Origin of the sequence: Streptomyces sp. R35 (assembly GCF_041053035.1) — a bacterium.
Classification (GTDB): Bacteria; Actinomycetota; Actinomycetes; order Streptomycetales; family Streptomycetaceae; genus Streptomyces; species Streptomyces lutosisoli.
In genome coordinates this window covers 3,857,997-3,871,748 of record NZ_CP163440.1, presented here as the reverse complement: position 1 = coordinate 3,871,748, position 13,752 = coordinate 3,857,997, and the positions used below count along the sequence as shown (strand labels likewise).

The 13,752-nt window shown below is 70.1% G+C and carries 12 protein-coding genes; 11 read left to right on the top strand and 1 reads right to left on the bottom strand.

Going from position 1 to position 13,752, the window contains the following annotated elements; genetic code table 11:
• The first annotated feature begins 131 nt into the window (after window positions 1-131).
• From AB5J50_RS17755 to AB5J50_RS17725, 7 genes are all read left to right on the top strand, one after another.
• Entirely contained in the window at window positions 132-2,228 is a 2,097-nt protein-coding gene (locus AB5J50_RS17755) for a hypothetical protein (protein ID WP_369259178.1), read from the top strand.
• A gap of 257 nt (window positions 2,229-2,485) precedes the next feature.
• On the top strand, window positions 2,486-3,673 hold the full coding sequence (locus AB5J50_RS17750; protein WP_369259176.1) for a glycosyltransferase family 2 protein: 1,188 nt from the start codon (window positions 2,486-2,488) through the stop codon (window positions 3,671-3,673).
• A gap of 208 nt (window positions 3,674-3,881) precedes the next feature.
• A complete protein-coding gene (gene proB, locus AB5J50_RS17745; RefSeq protein WP_369265429.1) occupies window positions 3,882-4,988 on the top strand; it encodes a glutamate 5-kinase in 1,107 nt (368 codons plus the stop codon).
• 270 nt (window positions 4,989-5,258) lie between these two features.
• Window positions 5,259-5,738, top strand: a complete 480-nt coding sequence (locus tag AB5J50_RS17740; RefSeq protein WP_327435018.1) for a hypothetical protein — start codon at window positions 5,259-5,261, stop codon at window positions 5,736-5,738.
• A gap of 153 nt (window positions 5,739-5,891) precedes the next feature.
• Window positions 5,892-7,178: a glutamate-5-semialdehyde dehydrogenase gene (locus tag AB5J50_RS17735; RefSeq protein WP_327428667.1), complete on the top strand. Its 1,287-nt coding sequence runs from the start codon at window positions 5,892-5,894 to the stop codon at window positions 7,176-7,178.
• Window positions 7,179-7,387: 209 nt separating this feature from the next.
• The gene (locus AB5J50_RS17730) at window positions 7,388-8,032 is read left to right on the top strand and encodes a hypothetical protein (RefSeq protein ID WP_327428666.1); all 645 of its coding nucleotides are present in this window, start codon (window positions 7,388-7,390) and stop codon (window positions 8,030-8,032) included.
• Between the two features lie 147 nt (window positions 8,033-8,179).
• The gene (locus AB5J50_RS17725; protein WP_327428665.1) at window positions 8,180-9,247 is read left to right on the top strand and encodes a hypothetical protein; all 1,068 of its coding nucleotides are present in this window, start codon (window positions 8,180-8,182) and stop codon (window positions 9,245-9,247) included.
• A 47-nt stretch (window positions 9,248-9,294) separates the two neighbouring features.
• On the opposite strand, the gene AB5J50_RS17720 is transcribed toward AB5J50_RS17725, so the two are convergent.
• The gene (locus AB5J50_RS17720) at window positions 9,295-10,446 is read right to left on the bottom strand and encodes a M48 family metallopeptidase (RefSeq protein ID WP_369259173.1); all 1,152 of its coding nucleotides are present in this window, start codon (window positions 10,444-10,446) and stop codon (window positions 9,295-9,297) included.
• A 103-nt stretch (window positions 10,447-10,549) separates the two neighbouring features.
• On the opposite strand from AB5J50_RS17720, the gene AB5J50_RS17715 reads away from it, so the two are divergent.
• The 4 genes from AB5J50_RS17715 to AB5J50_RS17700 all read left to right on the top strand — a co-directional run bounded on the left by AB5J50_RS17715 (window position 10,550) and on the right by AB5J50_RS17700 (window position 13,624).
• Entirely contained in the window at window positions 10,550-10,711 is a 162-nt protein-coding gene (locus AB5J50_RS17715) for a hypothetical protein (protein WP_369259171.1), read from the top strand.
• Between the two features lie 131 nt (window positions 10,712-10,842).
• A complete protein-coding gene (locus tag AB5J50_RS17710; RefSeq protein ID WP_327428662.1) occupies window positions 10,843-11,004 on the top strand; it encodes a hypothetical protein in 162 nt (53 codons plus the stop codon).
• Window positions 11,005-11,073: 69 nt separating this feature from the next.
• Window positions 11,074-11,832 carry a nicotinate-nucleotide adenylyltransferase gene (gene nadD / locus AB5J50_RS17705; protein ID WP_369259169.1) on the top strand — a complete coding sequence of 253 codons (759 nt, stop codon included), beginning with the start codon at window positions 11,074-11,076 and terminating at the stop codon, window positions 11,830-11,832.
• Between the two features lie 16 nt (window positions 11,833-11,848).
• On the top strand, window positions 11,849-13,624 hold the full coding sequence (locus AB5J50_RS17700) for a LytR C-terminal domain-containing protein (RefSeq protein ID WP_369259167.1): 1,776 nt from the start codon (window positions 11,849-11,851) through the stop codon (window positions 13,622-13,624).
• The last annotated feature ends 128 nt before the right edge of the window (window positions 13,625-13,752 follow it).

Here is a 13,752-nt window from a genome sequence, read left to right as displayed (position 1 = left end):
GTCTGGAATTCAGGCCTCTGTGCGTGCGCGTTTACCGTGCATTCGCAGAGGCCTGAATCCGTAAGTGCACTTTTCGTAAAGTGCACTTTTGGTACCAAACCGGCACTCACCCCTCAAGAGCAGGTTTCTCCGTGATTTCCACCGCTATTCGCGTTGCCCGGGTGGGCAGTGCGGCCGAGCTGGCAGCGGCGGCCCTCATGATGCTGGGCTTCCCCTGCCTGATGCTGGCCGCGCTCCTGCCGAGCGTCGCTGCCTTCGCGGCCGCGGCCGCCGTGACGTACCTGGCGGACCACTATCTGCACCGGCGCGGCAGCTATCTGATCAACCGCCTCAGCAAGGTGCGGGCCGGTCTGTCCATCAGGTTCCTGATACGGCAGCTGCTCCTTGTGCTGCTGCTGGCACGGCTGGACCTGTCCGACAGCATGGTCTTCTACGCGGCCATCGCGTGCTTCCTGGCCTTCTACGGCTTCCAGGCCCCGCACGGCGCGCTGATCACGCTGATCCGGATGCGCCGCAAGATGCCCGTCGCCATGCGCAACGTGGACCTGGGCTCGCGCATCCGCATCCCGGACGCGCCGCCGCGCCGCCTGCTCGCCCGGTCCGCCGAGAAGATGCTCCACCTCGACCTGGTCGCGGTCGTGGGCGTCCTCGTCTCCGGGGCGACCGACAACGACCTCTACGGCTTCGTGGGCATCGGCGTCACGATCGTGCTGGCCTTCGGCTACGTCGCCGCGCTGGTCCCCTTCGTGCGTGGCCGCAAGACCCCGCCGAACGCGGAGACGGTGCTGGCCGCGGTCGACGAGTGGCTGCAGGACTACCGCCCGGAGACGGTGCTCTACTTCTCCGGCTCCAAGGACTCCGCGTACCAGGTCAACATGTGGCTGGAGACGATGGAGCAGCTGGACACCAAGCCGCTGATCATCCTCCGCGAGCGGGCCATCCTGGAGCGCATGGCGCCCACCACCGTGCCGGTCATCTGCGTGCCCGGAGGGGTGCACCTGATGAACATGGACCTGTCCACGGTCCGGGTCGCGCTCTACGCCGCGAACGTCGGCAAGAACATCCACATGCTGCGCGTGCCGACCATCAAGCACGTCTTCATCGGCCACGGCGACAGCGACAAGCTCGCCAGCGTCAACCCGTTCAGCAAGGTGTACGACGAGGTGTGGACCGCCGGGCGCGCGGGCCGCGACCGCTACGCCATCGCCGACGTCGGTGTCCGCGACGACGACATAGTGGAGGTGGGCCGCCCGCAGCTGGCCCCGATCCAGCCGTGGCGTGGGGTGCCCGAGGGGCGTATCCCCACCGTTCTGTACGCCCCCACCTGGGAGGGCTGGGACGACAACCCCGGCAACACGTCGATCCTGCTCGCCGGCGAGAACATCGTGAAGGGGCTGCTCGCCGCCGACCAGCCGGTCCGCGTCCTCTACAAGCCGCACCCCTTCACGGGCACCCGCAGCGCCGAGGCCAAGGCCGCTCACCAGCGGATCACCGCCCTGGTCGAGAAGGCCGCCGCCGAGCGCGTCGCCGACCCGGGGTTCGCCGCCGACGCCGCGGCGCAGAGCACGGCCAAGGCCGAACTGGCCCGCATCGAGGCCCGTATCGCGGTGCTGTCCGGTTCCTCCGAGGCGGGCGACGAGGCCGAGGCCACCCGCGACGGCATGGTCGACACGGCCAAGCACGCCGAGGTCGCCCGGCTGCGCGGCGAGTGGAACGACGCGTACTGGCTCTCCTTCGGCGCCTGGGAGCACCGGGTCATCACGGGCGCCGAGCCGCGCCTGTACGACTGCTTCAACGTCTCCGACGCGATGGTCTCCGACATCTCCAGCGTGGTCTCCGACTTCATCGCGAGCGGCAAGCCGTACGCGGTCACGGACTCCGCCGAGCTGGGCGTCGAGGAGTTCAAGCGGCAGAACACCGCGGTGCGCGCCGCGGTCATCCTGTCCAACTCGGCAGCCGAACTGGGCGAGTTGCTCGCCTCGGTGGCCGACCCGGCCGGCGACGCGCAGGCCGCCGACCGTCAGGAGCTGAAGCGGTATCTGCTCGGCCCCGACGAGCCGGCGTCCATCGACCAGTTCAACTCCGCGGTGCGGGAGCTGGCGCAGAAGGCCGAGCGGCGCAACCTCGGCCAGGAAGCGGCCACTTCGGCCGCCGCCGGGGAGCTGGCGGATGCGCTGCCCGGCCAGCGGGGAACCGGCGAGACGGACGGCGCGACGGTCACCGGCTGACCTGACTGATCCGGGCAAGGGGCCCGGCTCCGAGGAACGTTCCTCGGAGCCGGGCCCCTTTCTTACGTGCTCTCTTACGCGTTCTCTTACGTTCTTCTGTGAGCCTTGGCTGCGAGGAGCCCCCGAATTCCTGTGACCTGGCTCACGAAGTGAGTGGCTCCGGGCAACCAGTCCGTACTCCCAACCGTCTACTAGGTAGTGATTGCGGTGATTAAGGGGAAATGTTCTGTTAACACTTCCCGCAACAAGGGGGAAACGTGACGCAGCCTGATGTGACCGTCGTCATCGGGGCGTACGAAGCGATGCCGTACCTGGTCAAGTGCCTTGAGTCGGTGGAGAGTCAGACGCTCGACCCCGCACGGATCGAAGTGATCGCCGTGGACGACGGGTCGACGGACGGCACGGGGGAGTACCTGGAGAAGTTCGCCGAGCGGGCGGCCATGTCGGTCACGGTGCTCAGCCAGCCCAACTCCGGTGGCCCCAGCGGCCCGCGCAACGTCGGACTCGGCAAGGCGCGCGGACGCTACGTCTTCTTCCTCGACGCCGACGACTACTTCGGCCCCGAGGCGCTGGAACGCATGGTCACGATGGCCGACGAGCAGGGCACGGACGTGGTGCTCGGCAAGGTCGTCGGGGTCAACAGGAGCGCCCCGAAGTCGATGTGGGGCAAGAACCTGCCCCGTACCGACGTCTTCTCCTCGAACATCAAGTTCACGCTCAGCGCGCAGAAGCTCTTCCGCCGCGAGCTGCTCACCCAGCACGGCATGCACTTCGACGAGTCTCTGAAGACCGGCGAGGACGCCCTGTTCACGATGGAGGCCTACCTCCGCGCCAAGGGCGTCTCCGTGGTCGCCGACTACGACTGCTATTACCTGGTCGGGCGCGACGACGGCAAGCACGCGACCAAGAGCGGCAGTTACACCCTGCGCTTCGACTCGGCCCGCGCCCTGATGGGCCTGATCGCCGAGCACGTACCCGAGGGGCCTCGCCGCGACGCCCTGATGATCCGTCCATTACTCATCACCATGCTCCCGCAGTTCGGCCCCGGCTTCCTCAAGCAGAGCGAGAAGACCCGGCGCCACAAACTAGACCTGGCCAAGCCTCTGTTGGACGCCTACTGGCACGAGGGCGTCGCCGGGCGCCTCAAGGTCCACGAGCGCCTGCGCCTCCACCTCGTGGCCCAGGGCCGGGGCGATCTCCTCGTCGACGTACTGGAGTTCATCAAGGCGAAGAAGGACCCCGAGGTCCTCCTGGAGTCCCGCGGCCGCAAGGCCTACCTCGCCTACCCCCACTTCCGCGACCCGGCCGCCGGCATCCCGGACAGCTGCTACGTCCCGACCAGCCGCGAAGCAGCCACCATCGAAGGCTTCAGGCCCCGCACCACGCTCATTCCGCGACTGCGGCGGGTGGCCCGGCGGGTGCTGAGGCCGCTGCGCACGGCCTGACGCCCCAAGCACTGACGCGCCCCCACGTGCCCCGACGTGCGCGCCCCGTGAGCGGGCGACTACGTGGCGACGTCCGCCTGCTGGACCGACGGGCCATCACCCTTCCCCTTCGCGTAGATTGCCGGACGGGGCACCCGGACCTACGCGAGGGGACACACAGCAGGTGGCAGGGGCAAGGCAGACCGTGACGCACGCCCACAGGATTGCCGTGGCGCAGGCCCATCGGATCGTCGTCAAGGTGGGTTCCTCTTCGCTGACCACCGCTTCGGGCGGCCTCGACGCGGACCGGGTCGACGCCCTCGTCGACGTCCTCGCCAAGGCCCGCAGCGGCGGCGAGAGGGAGATCGTCCTCGTCTCGTCCGGCGCCATCGCCGCAGGCCTCGCACCGCTGGGACTGCGCCGCCGCCCCAAGGACCTCGCCCGGCAGCAGGCCGCCGCCAGCGTCGGCCAGGGCCTCCTGGTCGCCCGCTACACCGCCTCCTGCGCCCGCTACGGCATCCGCGTCGGACAGGTGCTCCTCACCTCCGACGACACCAGCCGCCGCGCCCACCACCGCAACGCCTCCCGCACCCTCGACAAGCTCCTCGCGATGGGCGCCCTGCCCGTCGTCAACGAGAACGACACCGTCGCCACGGACGAGATCCGCTTCGGCGACAACGACCGCCTCGCCGCGCTCGTCGCCCATCTCGTACGCGCCGATCTGCTCGTCCTGCTCTCCGACGTGGACGGCGTGTACGACGGCGACCCCAGCAAACCCGGTACGTCGCGGATAGCGGAAGTACGCGGCCCCGAGGACCTCGCGCACGTCGAGATCGGCAGCGCCGGCAAGGCGGGCGTAGGCACCGGCGGCATGGTCACCAAGGTCGAGGCGGCCCGGATCGCAGCGGCCGCGGGCATCCCGGTGGTGCTGACCAGTGCGATCCACGCCGCCGACGCCTTCGCGGGCCGGGACACCGGCACGTACTTCCACCCCACGGGCAAGCGGTCCGCCGACCGGCTGCTGTGGCTTCAGCACGCCTCCACCCCGCAGGGCGCGCTCACCCTGGACGACGGGGCCGTGCGCGCGGTCGTCGAACGGCGCACCTCACTGCTGCCGGCCGGCATCGCGGCCGTCGAGGGCGACTTCACCGCGGGCGACCCCGTCGAGCTGCGCGACAGCACGGGCCGGGCGGTGGCACGCGGGCTGGTGAACTTCGACGCCAAGGAGATTCCGCAGCTCATCGGCCGTTCGACCAGGGAACTGGCGCGTGAACTGGGCCCCGCGTACGAGCGTGAGGTCGTGCACAGGGACGACCTCGTGCTCCTGGAGCCGTAGGGAGCCGGAGGGAGCCCGTAGGGCATGCCGCCGCGGCCGTAAGGCGTCCGGTCCCTCATCCGTCAGACAACCGTTCTGCGGCACCCGGCGCCATCCGTGAAACAGCTGTCCACTACACCCGTAAACGGCCGATTCCCCCGCCTCCACTGGGGGACGTTCCGTAAAACCGCCACGCGACGGCTCCCCACCTGCTCAACTTTGTGGCAGGGAGACCCCGTTTTTCGGTACGACCATTACGACCATTGCGTAAAGGAGGCCGTCGTGAGACGAGTGCGCCCTGGGGCGGCGGCGTCCCGCGGCGGTGCCGCCTCCCGTACGGGCGGTGTCGCCTCCCGTGCGGCGGGTGAGGAGCGGGCCCTGACGAGCGTCGCGGCCGGTGACAGGTACGAGGGCGAGGAGCCGGCGGACCAGCCCCGGCTGTGGCACGTCACGCTGAGTGTCTCGGGCGGTGAGGCCCCGCTGAAAGAGGTCAGGCGCGGTCTCGAACAGCTGGCCCACGACCACCCCTTTCTGCTGACCAGCCGGTACGCCAACGACCACGCGGAGATCCGCTACTGGGAAGAGGCCCGCGACCTGCACGACGCGGCCGCCGTCGCCCTGCGGCTGTGGGGCGAGCACCGCCAGACCGCCAAGCTCCCGCCGTGGGAGATCGTCGGCCTGGAGGTCATCGACCGCGAGACCTACCACCAGCGGATCGCGGAGGGGTACGGACCGCTGCCGGCGACCCCGGTCGGAGTGCATCCCTTTTGATTTTTGACGACCCCGCACCGCAACCGTCAATCGAGGAACCCGCGCGGCGAACAACCAGGTCCGCGAGAGCGGCGCCGGTTTAGGCGCAAAAGGGGTGTCTCGGGGTGTGGGACAGCGGCTGAACGGACCCGTTCGGAGCACTACCCTTCCCTCATGACCACGCTCTCGCCGTACGACTCGATGTCCCCGGTCACCCAGGCCGCCTACCGCGCGAAGGCCGCCGCCGCCGACCTGGCGCCCCTCCCGCGGGCCGAGAAGGACGACGCGCTGCTCGCCATCGCGGACGCGCTGGAGGTCCGTACGAGCGAGATCGTCGCCGCCAACGCCAAGGACATCGAGCGCGCCCGCGAGGCCGGCACCAGCGAGACGGTCATCGACCGGCTCACGCTCACGCCCGAGCGGGTGCGCGCGATCGCCTCGGACGTGCGCGACGTCGTGGCGCTGCCCGACCCGGTGGGGGAGGTCGTCCGCGGCTCGACCCTCCCCAACGGCATCGACCTGCGCCAGGTCCGCGTCCCGCTCGGCGTCGTCGGCATCATCTACGAGGCCCGCCCGAACGTGACGGTCGACGCCGCCGCCCTGTGCCTGAAGTCCGGGAACGCGGTCCTGCTGCGCGGCTCGTCGTCCGCGTACGAGTCGAACGCGGCCCTCGTACGGGTCCTGCGCGATGCCGTGGGCGGCGCCGGGCTGCCCGCCGACGCCGTCCAGCTCGTGCCCGGCGAGAGCCGCGAGTCCGTGCGCGAGCTGATGCGCGCCCGCGGTCTCGTCGACGTCCTCATCCCGCGCGGCGGCGCCTCGCTGATCCGCACGGTCGTCCAGGAGTCCACCGTCCCGGTCATCGAGACCGGCACCGGAAACTGCCATGTGTACGTCGACGCGAACGCCGACCTCGACATGGCGATCGACATCCTGATCAACTCCAAGGCCCAGCGGCCCAGCGTCTGCAACTCCGCCGAGACGCTCCTGGTGCACCAGGACATCGCCCCGGAGTTCCTGCCGCGCGCCCTGGACGCCCTCGCGGACGCCGGGGTCACCGTGCACGCCGACGAGCGCGTTCTGGCCTACGCCAAGGACTCCAAGGCCACCGTCGTCGAGGCGACCCTGGAGGACTGGGAGACCGAGTACCTCTCGTACGACATCGCCGCCGCCGTCGTCGACTCGCTCGACAAGGCCGTCGACCACATCCGGCTGTGGACCTCCGGCCACACCGAGGCCATCGTCACCACCTCGCAGCAGGCGGCCCGCCGCTTCACCCAGCTGGTCGATTCCACGACGGTCGCCGTGAACGCCTCGACGCGCTTCACCGACGGCGGCCAGTTCGGCTTCGGCGCCGAGATCGGCATCTCCACGCAGAAGCTGCACGCGCGGGGGCCGATGGGGCTGCCGGAGCTCACGAGCACCAAGTACATCGTCACGGGGGACGGGCACATCCGGCGCTGACGCGGGAAGCGTGCGGTGCCGGGGCAGGAAACGGCCGGCGCCGAGGCGTGGAGCGAGTCCGGCGCAGGGACGTGGAACGAGTCCGGCGCAGGGGCGGGGAGCGTGGTCCGCGGCGTGCGCCCCGTGGCGTGGGGCCGGTCCTGCGCGGCGCGCGGCCCGCGTGAGGCGCGTCTCGTCAGGTGGATGAATTTCCATACCGTCTGCCCAAATTGACCCCCCAGGTCTACTCTGGATCCGTGCCGGAGGACGTGGGGGGCACGCCGTTCCCTGACGGCTGGGAGCCCGACGACGACCGCGACCGCGGGGGTGCGGACGAAGAGTTCGCCTCCGTGGTCTTCGACGAGGACTTCGTACGGGCGGCGGTGATTCACGAGCCGACCGCCGTGGAGAGACTCCTGGCGGCCGCCCAGGCCCGCGCGGAGGCCTCCGAGGCCGAAGCCCGCCGGGCGCACGCCCGGGGCGCACGCGGCGACGACGAGCGCTACGAGGACGGCTTCGGGCCCGATGACCATGGCGATTTCGGCCACGATCCCGATCTGGACGATCTGGACGACACCGAGGTCCTGGGTGGCCGCTATGGCGTGCCGGGTACGTACGGCAGGGCCTACGGGAAGCAGACCCGCTGGCGCCGCCCCGTCGCCTGGATCCTCGCTCTCGTGATGGGCGTCGGCATGGTCGCCCTGGCCTTCACCGCGGTGTACCGAGGGGCGTCATCGGGCCGCCAGGACCAGGTTCCGCCCCCGGCCTCCACGGGCCTGGAGCAGGGCCAGGACAAGCTCACCGGCAGCACCGGCCCCTCCGCTTCCGCGGACTACTCCCAGCCGGCGGTGTCGGCGGTCCCTCGAACACCCTGACGGCGATCCCTCGAACGCTTGAACAGCAGTCCCTCGAACGGCGGAACGACGGTCCCTCGAACGGTGTGACGACCCTGGTGAGAACCTGTCAGAACTTGTCGTGTACCACCGCGTTTACCTGGGCTCCCGGAGACCTACTCTGAATGTATGGGCGGGCCTGGAGACCCACCTGAGGGGACACCCGAGGGCGCTCCCGCTGGTGGAGAGGACGAGTACCGATCCGTCGTCTTCGACGAGTCGTTCGTCCGTGCTGCCCGCCTCCAGGAGTTCTCCGCCCAGGAGCGCATGGCCGACCACGCCCCGGCCGTACGCCGCCGCCCCGCCCTCCAGCGCGGACTGTCCCGGCAGGCGCTGATCCTCGTCCTGCTGATAGCCATAGCCTTCGGCACCGCGATCTACATGGGCGTACGCCACCCCTACCAGACCCCCACCGCCCAGCCCCCCGAGCCGCTGCGGATGACGGTCATACCCCTGGCCCCGCAGACCGCCGTGCCGGGCTCCACGAGCGCCGACGAGCTGTACGCGCACAGCCCGGCCGCCCAGTTCCGCATCGGCGCCGAGGGCATCACGCTTCCTGCCTCCCGGCGCACCGCGCACTTCTCCGACAGCCAGGTCGTCACCGCCCTGACCACGGCAAAGGACTACCTCGTCGAGTCCTCCCTCGACCCGGACGTGCTCACCGGCGGCACCACCCGGCCCGTACGGATACTGCTCGACCCGCAGCAGCTCGACCAGTTCGACCAGAGCTTCGCCCGGCCGACCGCCGACGGGCGGCACGCGCCCACCGGCTGGCTGGTCCGCTTCGACGCGAGCAGCGCCCAGCTCGCCGACAGCAGGATCCGCGTGCAGGGCTCCCTTCAGGCCGCCGAGTTCGACTCGAACACCCTTGAGGTCATCGCCGACCACACCTTCGTGTACGCGCTGAAGCCGACGGGCTCGGACGCGAAGGCCCAGGTCTCGCTGTTCACCGTCCGGCGCGAGCTGCACTTCCGCTTCGACCGCGACGACCTGCGCATGCACCAGGCCGAGCTGCTCGTCTCCTACGTCCAGGCCGGGCCGCTCACCTGCTCCGACGACTCGGTGGGCCGGCTGCGCCCGCTGCTCGCGGGACAGACGGCGAAGGCGGGCGGCCCGGCCGGCACCGACCCGTACGCCACGGGGAGCGCGACGGCGCTGTGCGGATCGCTGGCGACGAGCGCGCAGCCGAAGCTCTGACGTCAGCAGGCCGGCAGGCCGTCGCGCCTCCGGTGGTGTGCCCCCGGTCAGCCGTTGCCGCTGGGGCTTTCGTCGTCGGGAGCGTCGGTGGCGTCGGCTTCGGTGGCCGTGTCGGTCCCGGTGGTGCCCTGCGGCGGTGTGTCCTTCGGCGAGCCGCCGCTCGCGAAGCCGCCGAAACCGCGTCGTACCCGGCCGCCGAGGTCTCCCGCACCGCCGGCGATGTCGCTGACCAGCTTCATCAGCGGGTCCTTGGAGTTCTTCACGTCGCTGGCGTAGCTGGCCGCCGACTGCCGGAAGGAGTCCGAGACCGAGGTGTCCTTGTCCTCGCTGCGGCGCGCGTAGTGGCCGTCCATGAGCCGCTGGTAGTCGCGGGACTCGGCCCACTTCTTCAGCTCGCCCGCGCGAACGGTGGTGAAGGGGTGCGTGCGGGGGAGGGTGTTGAGGATCTTGAGCACGGAGTCCCGCAGGTCGCCCCCGGCCTCGTACTCCTCGGCCTGTGCGAGGAACGCGTCCACGTTCATCTCGTGCAGGTGATTGCCTCCCGCGAGTTTCATCAGGCCGCGCATCGAAGCCTTCAGATCCTGCCCGACAAGGAGTCCCGCCCGGTCGGCCGACAGCTCCGACTTGCGGAACCACTCGCGCAGCGCGGTCACGATCGCCATGATCGCGATGTTGCCCAGCGGGATCCAGGCGACCCGGAGCGCGAGGTTGGTGAGGAACAGCAGGATCGTGCGGTAGACCGCGTGGCCGGACAGCGCGTGGCCGACCTCGTGCCCGACGACCGCCCGCATCTCCTCCTCGTCCAGCAGCTCGACGAGCCCCGTCGTCACGACGATGATCGGCTCGTCCAGGCCGATACACATCGCGTTCGGCTGCGGGTCCTGGGTGACGTACATCGGCGGGACCTTCTCCAGGTCCAGGATGTAACAGGCGTCCCGCAGCATGTCGTTCAGGTGCGTGAACTGGGCGTCCGAGACGCGCACCGAATCGGACAGGAACAGCAGCCGCAGGCTGCGTTCGGGGAGCAGGGCGCTGAGCGCCTTGAAGACCGTGTCGAAGCCGCTGAGCTTGCGCAGGGCCACCAGGGCCGAGCGGTCCGCCGGGTGCTCGTACGCCCGCGAGGAGATCCCCTCGAAGCGCCTGCGCTGCCTGCTCGGCACGTTCTCGTGGCCGTTCTGGTCGTGGCCGTCGTCGGACATGTGTTCCCCCATGTGCGTCTGAGTGCCTTATGTGCCCCCAAGGCAGAGCCCAGCCTAGGCGGAGATACCGTGGACGGGCAGTACAGAGAAGGAGTCGTACGCCATGGAGCACATCCCCGCAGCCGCCTGGCTCACCGAGGCCGCGAGCGCGGCAGACAAGCAGGGCCCGGGCACTCTGCTCCGCGTCGTGCTGATCGTGATGGTCGTCGGGGTGGTCCTGACCGCCTGGTTCCTGCTGCGTGGGTACAAGCGCGACGACAACTGAGCGTCCCGTCGGCGAAGGGGGTCACGGCAACCGGCGTCCCCAACGGTGGAGTCGGCGTGATCGCGGCCGAGGCACCCGCATACGATGGGCCGACGTCTTTATCCCGCCCACACCGGATAGGTCCTGCCGAGATGAGCTTCCACAGCACCGCTGCACAGTTGGTCACCGTCGCTGCCGAGGGCGAGAACGGCGGCAACCACGAGAGCCTCAGCCCGTTCCTGACCGGCGGCGGCGCCCTCTTCATCCTGCTTCTGCTGCTGTGGATCACCACGCGCTTCAACCGCGACCGCTGAGCCCCACCGGGCCCGCTCAGGGCCCCTGTCGGCCGGGGCCCGTAGACCGGGCCGGTAGGGTCTGCACGCATGGGAGAGCACGACATGCCTACCGGTCCGGCGAATGACACGGAGAGCGGCGCCGCCGGCGCCGCCACGGGTGTCGCCAGCGGCGTGGCCAACGGTGGTGCGAGTGGCGCGGCCGACGGTGGCGCGGTGCGGCGGCTGACGACCGGCCCCGGCAACGGCCCCTCGAATCCGGGCAAGCGCCGCCTCGGCGTCATGGGCGGAACGTTCGACCCGATCCACCACGGGCACCTCGTGGCGGCCAGCGAGGTCGCCGCGCAGTTCCACCTCGACGAGGTGGTGTTCGTGCCGACCGGGCAGCCGTGGCAGAAGACCGACCGCAAGGTCACCCCGGCCGAGGACCGCTATCTGATGACGGTCATCGCGACCGCCGAGAACCCCCAGTTCTCGGTGAGCCGCATCGACATCGACCGCGGCGGCCCGACCTACACCACGGACACCCTGCGCGACCTGAAGGCGCTCAATCCCGACGCCGACCTCTTCTTCATCACGGGCGCCGACGCGCTCGGCCAGATCCTCACCTGGCGGTACACGGAAGAACTGTTCTCCCTCGCGCACTTCATCGGAGTCACCCGGCCCGGCCACACACTGACCGACCCGGGGCTTCCCGAGGGCGGTGTCTCGCTCGTCGAGGTCCCCGCGCTCGCCATCTCGTCCACAGACTGCCGTGCGAGAGTCGCCAAGGGCGATCCTGTCTGGTATCTGGTGCCGGACGGTGTGGTGCGCTACATCGATAAGCGCGAGCTGTACCGCGGCGAGTGAGCCGAGAGGGGCACCGGTGAACGACCGATACGACGGATACGCGGGCGGCGATCAGTACGAACTCGTCGGCTACGACGAGTTCGGGCAGCCTGTGTACCGACAGGTGCCGCAGCAGCCTGCCCAGGGCTACGACCCCTACGGCGCCCAGCAGCAGGGCTACGGCTACGACCCGTACGCCACCGGCCAGCAGCAGCCTGTCCAGCCGTACGACACGGGCCAGCAGCCTCCTGTGTCGCCGTATGACACCGGTCAGCAGCGAACCGTGTCGCCCTATGACACCGGTCAGCAGCCGCAGGTCCCCTCCTACGACCCGTACGGCGCGGGCGCGCCCGGAGCAGCCGGGACCACCTCGACCGGGTACGACCCCTACGGGCAGACCGCGGGCACGGCCGGTGCCGCGAGTACCGGTCAGCAGCCCCGAGTCGCCGGGCGGACCGCCTACATCCCGCAGCAGGCCGGGCCCGCCGAGGACGGTGAACCCCGCTCCGGTCAGCCCCGGGCCGACCGCGACTACCGCACCGAGCAGTTCGCCTTCGTCGAGGAGCAGGAGGCCGACTCCGAAGACGTCATCGACTGGCTGAAGTTCACCGAGAACCGCACCGAGCGCCGTGAGGAGGCCAGGCGCCGCGCCCGCAGCCGGATCGTCGCCCTGGTCGTGGTGCTAGCCCTGGTCGCGGTCGGCGGCGCCGGCTACCTCTGGTACGCGGGCAAGCTGCCCGGAACGGCCTCGGCGAGCAAGTCCGGTACGAAGACCGCCGTGGGCGCCCAGAACCGCGACGTGATCGTCGTCCACCTGCACAACACGAAGGGCGGCGGCACCTCCACGGCGCTGCTCGTCGACAACACCACCACCAAGCAGGGCACCACCGTGCTGCTGCCCAACTCCCTTGCCCTGGCGGACGACAGCGGCTCGACGACCACGCTCGCCAAGTCCGTCGACGACGACGGCTCCTCGGGGACCCAGGACTCGATCGACACGGTGCTCGGGACCAACATCCAGGGCACCTGGCGCCTCGACACCCCCTACCTGAACAACCTCGTCGAACTCGTCGGCAACATCGACGTCACCACCAACGCCAATGTGCCGGACCCCGATTCCAAGAAGAAGGGCGATTCGCCCCTCGTGAAGAAGGGTGAGGACCAGACCCTCAGCGGCAAGATGGCCGTCGCCTACGCCACCTACCGGGCCTCCGGCGAGGCCCAGAACGCGCAGCTGGAGCGGTTCGGTCAGGTCATGCAGGGCGTGCTGCGCAAGCTGTCCTCCGACAAGCAGGCCGCGACCACCACCGTGCAGACCCTGGCGCAGATCCTCGACCCGTCGCTGACCGACCAGGACCTCGGCGCCTTCCTCGCCAAGCTGGCCGACCTTGCCAAGGGCGGCGACTACAAGACCGCGCTGCTGCCCGTTCAGCAGGACGGCACCCTGAGCGAGAGCGCCAGCAACAGCGTGATCAAGGACGTGCTCGGCGGTACTGCGAAGAGCCCCGACGCCAGCGCTGCCGTCCGCGTCGGGATCAAGAACGCCACCGGCAACAAGGCCGCCACCGAGCAGGCCCGCGTCGTCCTGGTCAACGGCGGCTACACCTTCCTCGACTCCGGTACGGCCGGCACCGCCCAGAGCGTGTCCCAGATCACCTACGCCGACGCCGCCAAGAAGAACGACGCCGTCGAGGCCGCCAAGACCCTGGGCCTGCCCACCAGCTCGGTGAAGAAGGGCACGGTCACCTCGAACGCGGACGTGTCCGTGGTCCTCGGCCAGGACTACAAGGTGACCAGCGGTTCGACAGGGTGACGGATGCCACGTCCCGGGGCGGATCGACGGCTCGCCCCGGGTGACGGGCGGCCCGCCGGGGTGATCGACGACCCGTCCTGGGGGCGCCCGGGACGGGGCCGAGGAAACGCGTGGGGTGTCGTCGGCGG

Coding starts and splice junctions, on each gene's coding strand:
- AB5J50_RS17735 (WP_327428667.1), top strand. CDS start 5,892: ATGACCACGCTCTCGCCGTACGACTCGATGTCCCCGGTCACCCAGGCC.
- AB5J50_RS17725 (WP_327428665.1), top strand. CDS start 8,180: ATGGGCGGGCCTGGAGACCCACCTGAGGGGACACCCGAGGGCGCTCCC.
- AB5J50_RS17720 (WP_369259173.1), bottom strand. CDS start 10,446: ATGTCCGACGACGGCCACGACCAGAACGGCCACGAGAACGTGCCGAGC.
- AB5J50_RS17715 (WP_369259171.1), top strand. CDS start 10,550: ATGGAGCACATCCCCGCAGCCGCCTGGCTCACCGAGGCCGCGAGCGCG.
- AB5J50_RS17710 (WP_327428662.1), top strand. CDS start 10,843: ATGAGCTTCCACAGCACCGCTGCACAGTTGGTCACCGTCGCTGCCGAG.
- nadD (WP_369259169.1), top strand. CDS start 11,074: ATGGGAGAGCACGACATGCCTACCGGTCCGGCGAATGACACGGAGAGC.